The sequence below is a fragment of the Arthrobacter sp. 05T442 genome (assembly GCF_056395945.1).
On sequence record NZ_JBFTKM010000015.1, the window covers coordinates 87,489 to 101,564 of the forward strand.

At 66.1% G+C, this 14,076-nt stretch carries 15 protein-coding genes; 9 read left to right on the forward strand and 6 right to left on the reverse strand.

Features of this window, described 5'->3' with window-relative positions; all coding sequences use genetic code 11:
- Positions 1 to 16: 16 nt before the first annotated feature.
- Together AC1DES_RS14480 and AC1DES_RS14485 are read right to left on the reverse strand one after the other, a co-directional pair.
- A complete protein-coding gene (locus tag AC1DES_RS14480) occupies positions 17 to 319 on the reverse strand; it encodes a hypothetical protein (RefSeq protein WP_476896407.1) in 303 nt (100 codons plus the stop codon).
- Between the two features lie 188 nt (positions 320 to 507).
- Positions 508 to 885: a PepSY domain-containing protein gene (locus AC1DES_RS14485; protein WP_476896408.1), complete on the reverse strand. Its 378-nt coding sequence runs from the start codon at positions 883 to 885 to the stop codon at positions 508 to 510.
- A 153-nt stretch (positions 886 to 1,038) separates the two neighbouring features.
- Between AC1DES_RS14485 and AC1DES_RS14490 the strand changes: the two genes are divergently transcribed.
- The 4 genes from AC1DES_RS14490 to AC1DES_RS14505 all read left to right on the forward strand — a co-directional run bounded on the left by AC1DES_RS14490 (position 1,039) and on the right by AC1DES_RS14505 (position 7,871).
- A complete protein-coding gene (locus tag AC1DES_RS14490) occupies positions 1,039 to 2,511 on the forward strand; it encodes a DUF3375 family protein (RefSeq protein ID WP_476896409.1) in 1,473 nt (490 codons plus the stop codon).
- 2 nt (positions 2,512 to 2,513) lie between these two features.
- A complete protein-coding gene (locus AC1DES_RS14495) occupies positions 2,514 to 3,455 on the forward strand; it encodes a DUF4194 domain-containing protein (RefSeq protein ID WP_476896410.1) in 942 nt (313 codons plus the stop codon).
- A complete protein-coding gene (locus AC1DES_RS14500; protein ID WP_476896411.1) occupies positions 3,452 to 6,922 on the forward strand; it encodes an ATP-binding protein in 3,471 nt (1,156 codons plus the stop codon). The genes AC1DES_RS14495 and AC1DES_RS14500 overlap by 4 nt, the downstream gene beginning before the upstream one ends.
- 124 nt (positions 6,923 to 7,046) lie before the next feature.
- Positions 7,047 to 7,871, forward strand: a complete 825-nt coding sequence (locus AC1DES_RS14505; RefSeq protein WP_476896412.1) for an SGNH/GDSL hydrolase family protein — start codon at positions 7,047 to 7,049, stop codon at positions 7,869 to 7,871.
- Between the two features lie 13 nt (positions 7,872 to 7,884).
- Here AC1DES_RS14505 and AC1DES_RS14510 read toward each other — a convergent pair whose 3' ends face one another.
- On the reverse strand, positions 7,885 to 8,172 hold the full coding sequence (locus AC1DES_RS14510) for a YciI family protein (protein WP_476896413.1): 288 nt from the start codon (positions 8,170 to 8,172) through the stop codon (positions 7,885 to 7,887).
- A 100-nt stretch (positions 8,173 to 8,272) separates the two neighbouring features.
- Between AC1DES_RS14510 and AC1DES_RS14515 the strand changes: the two genes are divergently transcribed.
- Positions 8,273 to 8,752 carry a MarR family winged helix-turn-helix transcriptional regulator gene (locus AC1DES_RS14515; protein WP_476896414.1) on the forward strand — a complete coding sequence of 160 codons (480 nt, stop codon included), beginning with the start codon at positions 8,273 to 8,275 and terminating at the stop codon, positions 8,750 to 8,752.
- Between the two features lie 74 nt (positions 8,753 to 8,826).
- Positions 8,827 to 9,588, forward strand: coding sequence for an SGNH/GDSL hydrolase family protein (locus tag AC1DES_RS14520; protein WP_476896415.1), 762 nt, complete (start codon positions 8,827 to 8,829; stop codon positions 9,586 to 9,588).
- 9 nt (positions 9,589 to 9,597) lie between these two features.
- Here AC1DES_RS14520 and AC1DES_RS14525 read toward each other — a convergent pair whose 3' ends face one another.
- The 3 genes from AC1DES_RS14525 to AC1DES_RS14535 are packed head-to-tail and all read right to left on the reverse strand — an operon-like array spanning position 9,598 to position 12,333.
- Positions 9,598 to 10,338 carry an FAD:protein FMN transferase gene (locus AC1DES_RS14525; protein ID WP_476896416.1) on the reverse strand — a complete coding sequence of 247 codons (741 nt, stop codon included), beginning with the start codon at positions 10,336 to 10,338 and terminating at the stop codon, positions 9,598 to 9,600.
- A gap of 31 nt (positions 10,339 to 10,369) precedes the next feature.
- On the reverse strand, positions 10,370 to 10,900 hold the full coding sequence (locus AC1DES_RS14530; protein WP_476896417.1) for an FMN-binding protein: 531 nt from the start codon (positions 10,898 to 10,900) through the stop codon (positions 10,370 to 10,372).
- Positions 10,897 to 12,333, reverse strand: a complete 1,437-nt coding sequence (locus AC1DES_RS14535) for a ferredoxin reductase family protein (protein ID WP_476896418.1) — start codon at positions 12,331 to 12,333, stop codon at positions 10,897 to 10,899. The genes AC1DES_RS14530 and AC1DES_RS14535 overlap by 4 nt, the downstream gene beginning before the upstream one ends.
- A 481-nt stretch (positions 12,334 to 12,814) precedes the next feature.
- Between AC1DES_RS14535 and rpmB the strand changes: the two genes are divergently transcribed.
- Genes rpmB through rpsN form a run of 3 tightly spaced genes read left to right on the forward strand, consistent with a single transcriptional unit; the run spans position 12,815 to position 13,528 of the window.
- Positions 12,815 to 13,051 (forward strand): 50S ribosomal protein L28, encoded by a 237-nt coding sequence (gene rpmB, locus AC1DES_RS14540; protein ID WP_011693744.1) that lies wholly within the window; start codon positions 12,815 to 12,817, stop codon positions 13,049 to 13,051.
- Positions 13,051 to 13,218, forward strand: a complete 168-nt coding sequence (gene rpmG, locus AC1DES_RS14545) for a 50S ribosomal protein L33 (RefSeq protein ID WP_013602737.1) — start codon at positions 13,051 to 13,053, stop codon at positions 13,216 to 13,218. Before rpmB ends, rpmG begins: the two co-directional genes overlap by 1 nt.
- A 4-nt stretch (positions 13,219 to 13,222) precedes the next feature.
- Positions 13,223 to 13,528: a 30S ribosomal protein S14 gene (gene rpsN, locus AC1DES_RS14550; RefSeq protein ID WP_268020102.1), complete on the forward strand. Its 306-nt coding sequence runs from the start codon at positions 13,223 to 13,225 to the stop codon at positions 13,526 to 13,528.
- The last annotated feature ends 548 nt before the right edge of the window (positions 13,529 to 14,076 follow it).

Consider the following 14,076-nt stretch of genomic DNA (forward strand, 5'->3'; position numbering starts at 1 on the left):
GTGGGTGGAGAACCCTTCAGCTGTCCCGCAATACTACCCGCGGGTAGGTGCCTGTACTAGGGGACGGCTGCCCTGAAAAGTCGCCCGGAAGCTCCACCGTGGACGCGTGGTGGACCAGCCGGTCCCACGCATGATTGATACCGTGCACCAGCCCCACGAGGCTGCGCGCCACGACGAGCCACGCGAGCCGGGCGGCGCCCACCAGCAGCAGCGCCCCGACGGCCGCTGTCGTCATGAAAAGGGTTATCACCAAGCCGAACACGAGAGTTCCGATGAACACCATGGTTCCCGTTTCCACTGCGCTTAGGTCGAGCTGCATTCTTCCCCCTGGCACCATTGCTTCGGCTGATTCAGTAGCCCGAGCGTAGGGTGCCGGAGGCAGGCTCAGCCAGAGTCCAAGGGGCGCGCCGGGGCTCTTGATATGGGATCGAAATGCTACCGGAGCGTAGGTCACGGAGCGGTTGCGGAAACCTCACCAACCACGTGCGTCACAGGAGAATGACGGCGTCAGTCGCGTACGGAGGCGCCGGCGTTCAGGATCTGGAAGTCGGCTCCAAGCGCCACGTCGATTTCTGACCCGTCGGGCAGCCGTACCTCCACTTGGTAGGTGGAGCCCGAGTCCCCGTCCCGTTCGACCTCGGTGACGCGTCCCGGGCCGACCGTGGCCAGCGCGGCCCTAGTCGCCTTCTCCCGGTCACCCCTGCCGAGCTGGTCGGAGCCGTCAACGTAGTCTTCCAGTTCGAAGCCGCCCACCGTGACGACGAGCGCGTTTGGGCTTAGCCGATCGCGCGCGGGCGGTTGGACGGCGGCGACCGCGACCCAGGCAGCGCCCAGCACCACGGCTGCCGACGCCGCCCCGGTGACCCACTCCATTTTTCTGCGCATGGCGGCCTCCGCTCCCGTTATGGTTCCAGTGTGCTCGGGAACCGGGGTGCAGACAACGACTAATGCGGACTGAGCCTGCGTTAACCTTGTAGCTGGCAGTTTTCTTCGAATCCGCTGCCCACCAACATCCCCAAGGCAGCTGAAGGAGAGCGCGTGTCCCGTTCCGCTGTGTCCTCGGCCGACGCCATCAGTGCCCGTCTCCGCGATCTCGAACTCCTCACCAAGGGACCGGCCTGGGCGCTCACCCGCTCCGCGCCGTGGGTGATTGCCGTGCTCCAGGCCTCCTTCACCCGCACCCGGCCGCAGTTGCCGCTGGAGCAGTTCCACGCCGACGTCGACGCCTTCCTTGAGCAGCTCCGCCGCCATGCCCCCGGCGCGGGAGAGCAGCAGGGCGGGTCGGCCAGCGGCGCACCCTCCGGAAAGAAATACGCGGACGAATGGACCCGCAAGAACTTCCTGACCCGTCGCAACCAGTCGGGCCAGATCGTCTACGAAGTCACCGAGCCCGCGGCCCGCGTCCTCGCCTTCCTCGACAGTCTTTCCAGCGAACGGTCCACCCTCAACGGCTCCCGGCTCGGGACCCTGCTGGGCGACGTCGAAAAACTCGCCAATGAGACGAACCCGGACCAGAGCGCCCGGCTCGAGTCCCTCGAAGAGGAGATCGGCGAACGGCGCCAGCTGATCGAGGACATCAGCGCCGGTGACTTCGACGGCTTGCTTGACGACGAGGAGGCCGTTGAGGCCGCCGGCAACATTCTCGACCTCGCCGCGAGCCTGCCGGCCGACTACAAGAAGATGCGTGACCGGATCGAAGAGCTCGTGGGGGAGCTCCGCAACCAGATCATCGAGGAGTCCCTCAGCAAGGGCGCCACGATGGCACAGGTGCTCGAGGCGGACAAGCGGCTCCGGCAAAGCCCCGAGGGCAGGACATTCCGCTCCTTCACCGCGTTCCTGGAGGACCCGCAGCAGCAGCTCCGGTTCCGGTCCGCGATCGGCGAGGTCCTGGGGCGGCAGTTCGCGGACGAGCTCACCCACGAGGACCGCGAAACGCTGAAGAACCTCGTCGCGGAGCTCCGAACCCAGCACAGCCAGATCCAGAGGATCTACGGCAAGCTCAGCGAAAGCTTGAACACCTACGTCCAGAGCGACGACTTCCGCCAGTCCGTTCGGCTCCGCAAGGTGCTTCGCGAAGCCGAACAAGCGATCCGGTCCCTGCCGTACGAGCGCGAACGCCCCGGCCTGGTCCGCGGCCCTGTCCTCTTCAACGCAGGCTTCGAATCCCTGGCGATGGTGAAGCTGTTCGATCCGGACGAATTCGCGGCGCCACCCAAGCTCGCAGACCCGATCGCATTCTCCGACTCGGACCGCGCGCGCTCGCCGCGGACCGGCAAAGCCAAGCCGGAGCTCCTCCGGGCTGCGCTCGCGGGCGCCTCGTCCCTCACCGAGGCGTGGGGGCAGCTGCCGGCCGAGGAACGCCACATCAATTCCATCCGGGCGCTGCTCTCCCATGCCCTCCACGATGGCGCCGGCTTCGACCGCGACGCCTGGGGCCCCCTCGACTTCGAACAGATAGACGGCACCACCCGCACGGCGTACCTGCCGGTGGTCACGCTGAAGAAGGACTGAACATGACTGAACTTTCCGAAGAAGCGCGCGGCGCGTTGCACACTGGCGAGGCATCCGCTGGCGAGGCTGCCCACGCGCACGCCGACCCCTTCACTGTCACCCCGCGGGACACTTTCGTGGACGGTGCCGCACTGTTCCCCGGTGACACCGGGGTGCTCCCGATGAAGGTCCGCCAGGCGCTCGTGAAGCTGCTCAAAGGCCCGTACATCGACGGCGGCCGCGACGAGAAGCTGTGGACCACGCTGCTGGACAACCAGCTCATCCTCCGCAGCCGTCTCTCCGAGCTGTTCCTGACCCTCCAGCTGGACCACGAACGCAAAGTCGCCGTGCTCCGTCCGGTGGACCCCGAGGCGATCGGCGGCAGCACCCGGTCCAGCATCCTGCGCCAACAGCGTGCCCTGAGCCGTGTCGAAACCATCGTGCTGCTCCGACTCCGGCTGCTTCTGGACCGCCATGTCACAGCCCAGACCGACCCCACCATCACGCGCGAGGAAATCGCCGAGCTCGTGGCCCATTACCAGCCGTCCGGCCAGCAGGACGCCCTGCGCGATTCCGACGCCGTCACCCGTGCCATCACCAAGCTCCTGGCCCGCCAGTTGCTCATCACCACCGGACTGGACGAGGTCTACACAATCTCCAACGCCCTCCCCCTGGCCCTCCCGTTCGAGAACATCGGCGACATCCCGGCCCAGATCGAAGCCCTGGTCGCCGCCAGCACCGACCAGTCAGGCACAGAGCCCTTGTTGGAGTTCGACGGCGACAGTTCTGCGGAAGAGGACGGCGACGACGCCGATGCCGCCCCCGCCCCTCCGCCGGGCGGCCCCGCTGCAAGCAGCGAGCCGCCCGGCTCCGACAGGCCCGATGCCACTCCCTGGGCGGCACCGGCGTCGTCGCGCCTGAGCGCTGAAGGCGACCACACTGAGGAAGCAGAGGCCGCCGAATGAGCATCGCGACCATGCTCCCGATGGGCGAGCTCACGAACCCCGGCCAAATGCGCCTCGCCCTCGTCCAAGTGGTCAACTGGGGCACATTCCACGGCGCCCACACGATGCACGTGGACCGCAACGGCACCCTGCTGACCGGCAATTCCGGCGTCGGCAAGTCCACGCTGTTCGACGCCATGCTGCGGGTGTTCGACGCCCGGCCGCGTTCCAACGAGGCTGCCGCCCAGCGGGCCGGGGGTGCGGTGGAGGACAAGCGCACCACGTTCACGTACATGCGCGGCAAGGTGGGGGACAAGGCCGTCGGCGAGGGCTCGGCCAGTGCCTTCCAGCGCCCCGGCGCCACCTGGTCCGCCGTCGCGCTGACCTTCGACAACGCCGCGGGCACGAAGGTGACCGTTTCGGCACTGTTCGACCTCCCCAAGAACGGCACGGAGTCCAGCGTCGGCCGCTACTACCTGATCGACAACAAGCCGCTGGACCTCCCGGCCATCGAGGGCCTCGCGGATAAGCGGTTCACCAAGTCCGCCCTGGACACGCTCTTCCCTGACGCCCAGGTCTTCGACGTCCACAAAGCCTTCGCCGAACGCTTCCGGCGCCTGCTCGGGATCAACTCGGACCAGGCCCTCCCGCTGCTTCGGGTGATCCAGGCAGGCAAGGGCCTCGGCGGCAGCGTCAATACTTTCTTCCGCGACCAGGTCCTCGATGCGCCCGCCACCCTGGCCGCCGCCGATGACGTGGTGGAGGAATTCAGCAACCTCATGTCCATCCGGCAGCGCCTCGAGGACGTCAGGCAACAGCGCGACCAGCTGGCGCCGGTCCCCGGGCTGAACCGGGAATATGCCCGGTCCCTGCTGGATGCCAACCGGCTGCGGGACCTGGGCGGCGAGGAATTTGAAGCCTACAGGCAACAGCTGGCCGTCACCGTCCACGAGAAAACGCTGGAGCGCTTCCGCGGGCTCGCCCAGGCCAAGGCCAAGGAACTTGGCGCGGAACGAAGCGTCCGTGACGGTCTCGCCAAGGAAGTCCGCCAGCTCGAGGCGGACTACAACAACCAGGGCGGGAACGCGATTTCGGCGATCGAACAGTCGCTCGAAAACGCCAAGGTGGGGCTCAAGCTTCGCCAGCAAGTGGAGGAATCGGCACGCAAGGCGCTCTCGGACGCGGGGCTGGAACTCCAATGGTCGGCGGCCGGCTGGGACCAGGCCCACGAACACGCGGCGGCACGATCTGCCGAACTGAAGGATGATTCGGACGCGCTTAAGGAGCTCCGCTTCGAGGCGTTCGACGGCCATGCGACCAGAAAGCGGGAGCTTGCCGCGGCCCAGCAGGAGCTCGTCTCGCTGAAGACGCGCAAGTCCCTGCTGCCGCCGTCGAGCATTGACAACCGGGCCGCGATCGCGGCGGCCACCGGCGTGCCTGAGGAGCACATGCCTTTCGGCGGTGAGCTGATCGACCTCGCCGAAGGCCAGGAGCAGTGGCGCCCCGCCGCAGAGCGCGCGCTGCGCAGCCTGGCCACGACGTTGCTGGTCCCTGGCGAGCACTTCGCCGCCGTCACCCGCTACCTCAACGACCATTCCGTCCGGGGGGCGCTGCGCGCGGTGGACGTGTCCAAGACGCTGTCCGGCGGCGCCCTGGCAGTGGAGGACGCCGCCGACGGCGAACTGCTGACCAAACTGAGCTTCCTCGCCGACGTCGCCCCCCACGCGGACGCGCTGGCCGAGGCCAGCACCTGGATCCGCGAGCGGATTGCCCTCGATTTCGCCTACCCCTGCGTGGAGGACCCGGACGAGCTCGCTCGTCTGGACAAGGGCCTCAGCCTGGGCGGTGTGGTCAAGCGCAACCGTCACACGGTGGAAAAAGACGACCGTTTCACGGGCCGCCAGGACTATGTGCTCGGGTTCGACAACGCCGCGAAACTCGACCTTGTGGCGGCGCAGGTGGCGGACCTGGAGCAGGAACTGGCCAAGGCGGCCGAACTCGCCCGAAGCCGCGAAGAATCGCACCAGGGCATGACCCGGCAGCTGGAGGCCCTGCGCAGGGTCGCCGAGGACCACCGCCCCTGGGAACAGGTTTCGGCGGCGGTCGCGGCGGACGAGCTCGCGAAGATCGGGCAGCGGCTCAAGGATGCCCTCGCGGCGCAGGCGGACCTTGAGCCACTGCGCGCCAACATCGAGGCCGCCCGGCAGAAGCACCAGTCGAGCACCGAGGCCGCGGCAGTGCTGCAAAGCGAATACAAGTCCCTCGATTCCCAGCTGATGGCTGCCGATTCCCTGCTGGACGCCGCGCGCGCCCGCCTGGAGCAGTCGCCGCCGTCGGAATCCACCGCCGCTGCCCTGGCGCCGTACTTCGCCGCCTTCGGCGATGTCCTTCAAATGCACGAGCTCGACAACCTTGCCAACCAGGTGCGCACCCGGCTCCTGGCCGAGCTCCATGCGGCCGAGTCCCGCGGGCAGGCCACCTCGGAGCGGCTGACTCGCATCTTCGAGGGCTTTGTCCGGGAATGGGGCACGGCAATCTCCGCGGACCACGGCACCTCGATCGGCGCCGCGGGGGAGTTCGAATCCCGCTACCACGCCATCGTCAGCGACGGGCTACCCGCCCAGGAGGCCGAGTTCCGGCAATTCTTCAATCAGCGCACGCACGAATCCTTCAGCACGCTGCTGCACCTGCTGGACGAGGAACGCCGCTCGATCACGAGCCGCATCCTGCCACTCAACGGCATCCTGTCCGCGGTAAATTTCCACGAAGGCAGCTTCCTGGAACTCGACATCAAACAGACGCTCCCCGCCACGGCGAAGCAGTTCAAAGACGCCATCCAGAACGCGCTCAAGGTCCGGCATGCGCGGCCCGGGAAGGCCGCGGGGGCGTCCGAGGCGGAGACAGGCGACGACGCCGAACTCACCAACCGCTACAAGTCCCTTGAAACGCTGGTGAAGCGGCTCGGCTCGCAAACACCGGAGGACCGGCGCTGGCGTGCGGAGGTCCTGGACGTCCGCGGGCACCTGTTCATCCAGTGCAAGGAACATCGTGAAGTGCCGGGGCCGAAGAAGGGCTCCCGGAAGGCTGAAGTCTTCATGCACGCGGACACCGGCTCCATGTCCGGCGGCGAGCGGCAGCGCTTCACCGCCTTCATCATGGCCGCGGCGCTGAGTTACCAGCTGGGCATCGCGGAGCAGGGATTCACCACATACGGCACCGTGATGATGGACGAGGCGTTCGTGCTGGCCTCCGAGGAATTCGCCGGCGCGGGCATCAAGGCGCTGCACGAGTTCGGCTTCCAGCTGCTGCTGGCCGCGCCGGAGAACGTGATCGACCTCAGCCGGCACCTCGGCTCCGTCACGGAGATCCTGCGCGACAAGCGCACCAACCGCTCCGGCGTCCTCACGGCGCCGGTGATCGGTCCGCGCCCGGGCACCGAGGGCAACTGGCGGTCCGAGGCGAATCCGGTGGACATAGTCCTCCGCTGACCGGCCAAACCACAACAACGCGGGGTCATCTTGCGCCCGAAATCCCCGCCGGGATGGGCCGAAAGCGACCCCGTGTTTACCCTGCCGTTGCCTGCCAGCCGTTTGGGCTCTGTAGCGTGCCGGGGTGGCCGACAATCCTTTACTTCCTGACAGGGACGGACGACGGCGCTTCGTCGCGTTGGGCGATTCGTTCACCGAAGGCGTTGGCGACTACAACAAGCGCCTGCCGAACGGAGTGCGGGGTTGGGCGGACCGGGTCGCGGAGAAGCTGGCCAAGTCGCAGCCTGGCTGGGAGTACGCCAACCTCGCCATCCGCAGCAAAAGGCTGCGCCACGTCATCGATGAACAGCTGGAGCCGGCACTCGCCATGGAGCCGACGTTGATCACGCTGTATGCCGGCGGTAACGACATCATGGATTTCGGCACCGACATGGACCAGCTCATGTCCCGCTACGAGGCCCTCGTGGCTGCTCTAGCCGGCAGCGGAGCGACGCTGGTGCTGTTCACCGGGTTCGACGTCAAGGTATCGGTGCTCCTGGAGCCGCTGAAGAAGCGGAACGCCTTCTACAACCGGCGCGTCCGTGAGATTGCCGACAGCTACGGGGCCGTCCTGGTGGATTACTGGTGCTTCGAAGCCTTCCACGACCCCCGGATGTGGGACTCGGACCGTCTGCACATGTCCAAGGCGGGCCACAAATATCTCGCGGCGCAGGTCCTTGATCACCTCGGGGTGCCGCATACGATCCGGCCCAAGGAATGGGATCCGCCCGCCAGGGCCGGTCTCAGGGAGTGGGAGCGCCGTCAGCGGCGGTGGGTGCACGATTGGGTGCTGCCGCTCTTCGGCCGCAAGGTGCGCGGTGTCACGCTCGGTGACCGGCTCGGGCCGCGCTGGCCTGAACCGGTACGGGTCCCGCGCAAGGGCGGCCTCAAGAAACTGCCTACAGACTGACGCCGGTCAGGAATCAGCTGTCCAGCAGGTTCTCGTAGCCCGGCGCCACCCGATTGGCGTGGAATTCCATGACCTCGAAATCGGCCACCCCGTTGATGTAAAACGGGTCCTTGGACAGGGCTGCGTCCAGGCTGGCCCGGTCCGCGTTGGACAGCAGCAACCCGCCCGTGCGGGGGATTTTCCGCCCTGCGACCAGGAAGACACCGGCCTCGAAGGCGTCCTGCAGCCACGTCACGTGCGCGGGGAGGTGGAAGTCCACGATCTCTTCGGGGACCTTGTAGGTCAGGGAGACAACGTACATACGGTCAGCCTACCGGTAGCCCGCGGCGGACAGAGGGAATCTTCCCGGGGATGAAGCGCGAAGTTGAACCGTCAAGCTTCAAGTCTCCTAGAATGATGCCATGACTGAACCGCGCTGGCTCAATGCCGACGAACGCCGCGCCTGGCTGGCACAGCTGAGCATCAACACCCTCTTGCCGGCAGCCCTGGACACCCAGCTGCACGCTGCTGGCAAGCTCTCCTTGTTCGACTACAACGTCCTGGCGATGCTTTCCGAGGCCGAGGGCCGGTTCCTGCCCATGAGCGAACTCGCTGCGCGCACGAGCGCCTCCCTGTCCCGGCTGTCGCACGTGGTCACCAAGCTGCAGAACCGCGGATGGCTCGAACGGCAGCCCCACCCCGGCGACGCGCGCGTAACCACGGCACACCTCACTGACGCGGGAATGGCCACCATCGAAAAACTCGCCCCCGGCCATGTCGAAGCGGTGCGGTCCCTGTTTCTCGACGCCTTGAGCCCGGCTGACGTCGCGGACCTGGCGCGCATTAGCGAGAAGATCGTGGGCCGCCTGGACGAGGATCACTGGATCCTGCGCGACAGCTGAGCCCCGTCACGGCCCGCCGGCCGCCGTCACGGACCGCCTTTGTTGCCCGCGGCAACTGCTGGCAGACTTGGTGCATGGATTTCACTTCCCGCTTCGTGGCCCTTGGCGATTCCTTCACGGAAGGCGTCGGCGACGACGATCCGGCCCGCCCCAACGGTGTCCGCGGTTGGGCAGACCGGGTGGCAGAGCAGCTGGGAGCGGCGGATCCGACCTTCGGCTACGCCAACCTCGCCATCCGCGGCAAGAAGTTGCGCCAGATCATGGCAGAGCAGGTGGATGCCGCCGTCGCACTCAAACCCACCCTGGTGACCATTTACGCGGGGGCCAATGACATCCTCCGCCCCAGGATCGACATCGACGACGTGCTGGTGGACTATGACGCCGCCATCCGCAAGCTCAAGGACACCGGCGCCACCGTGGTGATGTTCACGGGCTTCGACGCCCGGAGCTCCAAGATCTTCGGAACCATGCGCGGCCGCACCGCAATCTACAACGAACTCGTGCGGGGCATCGCGGGCGACCACGGCGCCCTCGTCGTGGACTACTGGCGTTTCAGCGAGTACTACGACTGGGGTATGTGGGCCACGGACAGGATGCACATGTCCGCAGCCGGCCATGCCAACATGGCCAAGCGCGTCCTCACGGTCCTGGAACACGAGCACTCGATCGACGTACCGCCCATGACTCCGGTCCCGGAGCTGGGCCGGGCCGACTCCATCCGCGCGAATGCCCGCTGGGTGCGCGAATTCGCCGGCCCATGGGTCGTGCGGCGCGTCACCGGCAAGTCCTCAGGCGACGGACTCCAGCCACGGTACGGCCAGCTCACACACCTTTAGGCCGGAAAGCTAGGCCCGGAATCCCGGCGTAGCGAGCAGTTCGCCGCCGCAGCGGACGGCGAGCACGTCGATGTCCCACCTTGCTGTAGCCCGGTTCAACATGGCAGTGCCGCCAGCGACGATCGCCGTCGCCAGCACGTCTGCGGTGACAATCTCCGCCGCTGCAACGGACACCTGGCGGAACTCGGAGCCGCCGGTGCTGACGGTCCAGATGTGATCACCCCGTTCGGCGGAGCCGGAGGTGGCCAGGGCCCGCTTAGAGCCGGAACCGCCCAGCGGGTGTCCGGCCAGCAGCGCTTCGCGGTCCCCGGGGTCCACGATTCCGGCCTGCCAGGGGTCCCCGGAGCCCGGCATCGGCGAACCGCCGACCAGCACGTCACCGCCGGCGTTCAGGCACCAGTCCTCGATCCCCAGTGCCAGTAGTGCGTCGCCTGCCTGCTGGATCGCGAAGCCCTTGATGATTCCGGACAGGTCCAGTACACCGTCAGGCCGCTCGGGAGAGAAGGCACCTTCGGTCAGGAGCCGCCAGCTGGCGGCCTCCGCATACCGGTTCCGCATGTCCGCCGACGCGTTCCGGAGCGTGGCTTCACCGCGCGCCAGCCTGCTGGCCTCGGAATCGGGGCGGTACAGGCTAAATCTCTGGTCGAGTGCCGTGAAAACCTGTTCGACGATAACCGCTGCCGCCTCCAACGCGACGCCGTCCCCGGATTGTGGGTCGGCCGGCACGGTGAGGCTGACGGCCGTTCCCATGCTGCCGAAAGTCCGGGACCGGAGTGCAGGCTCAGAGATGCGCTGCATCGAGGGCCGACTGGAGGGATGTGAGGTATCCGTCGCTCGTGACAGTGGCACCGCTGATGGATTGCACATTCGCAGACTGGGCTTGGAGGACTTCCGACCTCAGCAAGGGCGCCGCCCGGTTGCTGATGGAGACGGACCGTCGGTCTTCATCCGTGAGCTGGAGGGCCGTTACATCGGTGATCTTTCCTGAACTGACCGTGATCTGCACCTGGACATTCCCGAACCGGGTCTGGGACACGGAGCCGGCGAAGGTCCTGCCCCCACTCCCGGAGGCGGCCGTTGAGCTCGTGGTTCCCGTCGAACCGGCCGTCCCGGTTCCTGATGCCGCTCCCGAGGTGCTGCCGGTGGAAGTACCCCCGGACGTGCCACCCGCCGCGGCGGACGCGCCGTTCGTTCCGGCAGAGGTGCCGACGGAGGAACCTGCCGCCGGAGTCACGTGGCTGCCGGACTGCCATCCGACCAGGAGGATGCCGGCGGAAGCCAGGGTTGCTGAAACTGCTGCGCGGATTCTCACCAGTCAAACCTTTCGTAGTGAAGCTGATCTTCCCGCACGCCGGCCGCGCGTGCGTCGTGGAGGACGTTTTGGGCCCAGGCTGCCGGTCCACAGACGTAGACGTCGGCCTCGGCGATGTCTGGTGCGTAGCTCGCCAGCCGGTATCCCGAGCGGGCGGCATCGGCGGGCAGCCAAGTCTGGACGCCCGCCGGGCGGCGCCCGGTGAGGTGGAACAGCGTTGCGCCGCGGCGTTGGCAAAGGTCCAGGATCTCCTTGCCCAAGTACAGTTCTTTTTCGCTGTGGCCACGCAGAATCACGGTGGCGTTGCCCGGGGTGATGGGGGTGCTTTCCAGCAGCGCCCGGATGGGGGTGATCCCAATGCCGGCACCAATCATCACGACGTGGTTCCGGCTCCGGGCCGCAGTGCTGAAGAGTCCGTAGGGGCCCTCAATGGCTACCTTTGTGCCGCGTTTCAGCCGGGCCAACTGGGACGAGCCCTTACCGAGGTTGCGGACGGTGATCCGCAGGGAGCCACTGGCGCTGTATTGGAGGGGCTCTGCGGAGAGGCTGAAAGGGTGCGGGTGCCACCACATGCCGGGGGCGAGGAACCGCCAGATGAAGAACCTGCCGCCGGTTCCCGCGAGTTCGTCAAGGTGGTGCCCTGTCATCTCAATACTGACGACGCCGGGAGCTTCCTGCACGACGCGGCTGACGGTCAGTTTGTGCCGGGTCGTGGCCACGATCGGTTCCAGGACCCGGTAGTGCAGGAGTGCTGCGCCGGTGCCGATGCAGGCAGCCAGCCAGTACCAGCGCTGCCATGTGCCCTCGGCGAAGAGGCCTCCGACGCTGAACTGGTGCGGAATGGAGGTCACCACGACAGCATAGGTGAGCAGGTGGACGGCATACCAGAATTCGTAGGCGAATCGACGCCGGACGGCCACCAGCGAAGTCACGACGACGGCGATGAATAGGGCCATTCCCACGTAGGCCAGCCACATGTCGGGGACTTGGACCCACAAGTTCACGGCCTCGCTGACGGGGTTGATTCCATCGGTCATGCCGTAGCCGATGGCGATGAGAATACCGTGCGCCAGCAGGAGGTAGAGCGCCGGTTTGCCCAGCTTGCGGTGGAACTCCAAGGCGCGGTCATGGCCGACTGCCCCGTCAATGAACGGAAGGCGAGCGGCCAGAAGCAGCATGAGGAGTACGAGGTCCATGCCCGTCAGGCCGGCGACGATTCCCAGCGCGGTGACGGCGCCTGCCGGCGTCGAAAAGCCGCTGGCACCGCCGTCGGCCAGCCACAGCGCGAGGGCTGCAGCCACGGATGCCCACGCAACTACCGTGAGCAGATCGGCTCGCAAAAGCCGCCTGCGGTGCTGCCCCCTGAAAGGGTTCTTGGCTCCGGGAGCGCGGCGGGGAGCCGCGGGCCGGGCCGCCAGGAGTTGTGTGTTCATGGCTCTAGACTGTCCCGGTTGCCTATTATTTCGCTGTGAAAATGCTACGGCGGGAGTATGACATTCCCGTCGGGTCCTGAAAGCCTTATACACCCCGGGGCTACAGGATTGGTCTTTAATTCGCCAAGCTCGTAGACTTGGTAGGCGCTAGGTGGCGCGGAGCATGCGCAATTGCTCCGGTTGACGGAAGCTGTCTGAGAAATCGACGGTACCGGCGGCCGGTAGTTAGGGGCTCAAGTTGCGTGCACTCCTGTATTCGCCCAGCATCCCGGCACTTCGTAGTGGCTTGCCCCAAGCTAGCCGCTCCCCGGTGCCCGTGGCCCACAATCTTCGCCGCAGTGAGGAAAGCAACCGGTCTTTGGCCGTCTGCCTGATTCCTGCGGACTTACCGGAGGTGGGTGGGACCGGATGCGGACGCTGCCTAACGCACGGTTAAGCGGGAACTCTGCCAACCGTTTCATTTATTTTGAGGAGAGTCGTCATGGCAGCACACTGCCAGGTGACCGGAGCCGAGCCGGGCTTTGGACACAGCATTTCGCACTCGCACCGACGCAACAAGCGCCGGTTCGACCCGAACATCCAGAAGAAGCGCTACTGGGTTCCGTCCCTGCGCCGTAACGTCACGCTGCAGGTCTCTGCGCGTGGCATCAAGACCATCGACGTGCGTGGCATCGACGTAGTCGTAGCCGCCATCCTGGCACGAGGAGTGAAGCTCTAGTGGCAAAGGACAAGGACGTACGTCCGATCATCAAGCTCAAGTCGACCGCGGGCACGGGTTACACCTACGTGACGCGCAAGAACCGTCGTAACGACCCGGACCGTATGGTCCTGAAGAAGTACGACCCCAAAATCCGCCAGCACGTCGAATTCCGAGAGGAGCGCTAAACACATGGCTAAGAAGTCAATGATCGCTAAGAACGAACAGCGTAAAATCATCGTCGAGCGTTATGCTGCAAAGCGCCTCGAGCTGAAGAAGGCCCTGGTTGACCCCAACTCAACCGACGAAGCACGCGAAGCTGCACGCCTCGGCCTGCAGAAGCTGCCCCGTAACGCATCGCCCGTCCGTCTGCGTAACCGCGACATCATCGACGGCCGCCCCCGCGGTACGTTCCAGAAGTTCGGTATCTCCCGTGTTCGCTTCCGCGACATGGCTCACCGCGGTGAGCTCCCGGGCATCACGAAGTCTTCCTGGTAATTCGGCACTCCTGAAACCAGCGGATTGAGAAGGGCCGGCAACCACATGGTTGCCGGCTTTTCTTGCGTTAAGCCGCCGTTCAGGCGCAGCGGCTGGCTCCCCGCCGCAGGGTGACGCACCACACAGAAACCAACTACGACGCCGGCGGGCCACCTTCTCCCTTAGCGGTGCGGTTTGGCCCGGATTTCCGGGGATCTTGCCCCCTTCCGGGGTGGATTTGCGTGGGGTGCCGGGCGCGTGTAAAGTAATTCGAGTCGCCGCCGCTGATGCGGAAAGATAGCGACCGACCCCCTTCTGAACAGCCTGGAAAATGGCCCACTTTGTGTGTGCGGTTTACCGGGTGGGGGCCTTCCCGGGGGAATGTGAGGCGCAGGAATGCGGATTTGCAAAGACTTCCGGGGCCGGGTAAGTTTGGGAAGTTGCTCCGGAGCGATCCGCGACCGTGTGGTTGTGGTGGTGCCGGGTGTGTCTGTTGTTTGAGAACTCAATAGTGTGCCAAGTTTGTTGATACCAATTTATTGTATTGAATTGGTTGGATTGGCCAGGTT

Coding starts and splice junctions, on each gene's coding strand:
- AC1DES_RS14495 (WP_476896410.1), top strand. CDS start 2,514: ATGACTGAACTTTCCGAAGAAGCGCGCGGCGCGTTGCACACTGGCGAG.
- AC1DES_RS14480 (WP_476896407.1), bottom strand. CDS start 319: ATGCAGCTCGACCTAAGCGCAGTGGAAACGGGAACCATGGTGTTCATC.
- AC1DES_RS14535 (WP_476896418.1), bottom strand. CDS start 12,333: ATGAACACACAACTCCTGGCGGCCCGGCCCGCGGCTCCCCGCCGCGCT.
- AC1DES_RS14520 (WP_476896415.1), top strand. CDS start 8,827: ATGGATTTCACTTCCCGCTTCGTGGCCCTTGGCGATTCCTTCACGGAA.
- rpsN (WP_268020102.1), top strand. CDS start 13,223: ATGGCTAAGAAGTCAATGATCGCTAAGAACGAACAGCGTAAAATCATC.
- AC1DES_RS14515 (WP_476896414.1), top strand. CDS start 8,273: ATGACTGAACCGCGCTGGCTCAATGCCGACGAACGCCGCGCCTGGCTG.
- rpmB (WP_011693744.1), top strand. CDS start 12,815: ATGGCAGCACACTGCCAGGTGACCGGAGCCGAGCCGGGCTTTGGACAC.
- AC1DES_RS14500 (WP_476896411.1), top strand. CDS start 3,452: ATGAGCATCGCGACCATGCTCCCGATGGGCGAGCTCACGAACCCCGGC.
- AC1DES_RS14510 (WP_476896413.1), bottom strand. CDS start 8,172: ATGTACGTTGTCTCCCTGACCTACAAGGTCCCCGAAGAGATCGTGGAC.
- AC1DES_RS14485 (WP_476896408.1), bottom strand. CDS start 885: ATGCGCAGAAAAATGGAGTGGGTCACCGGGGCGGCGTCGGCAGCCGTG.
- AC1DES_RS14525 (WP_476896416.1), bottom strand. CDS start 10,338: ATGGGAACGGCCGTCAGCCTCACCGTGCCGGCCGACCCACAATCCGGG.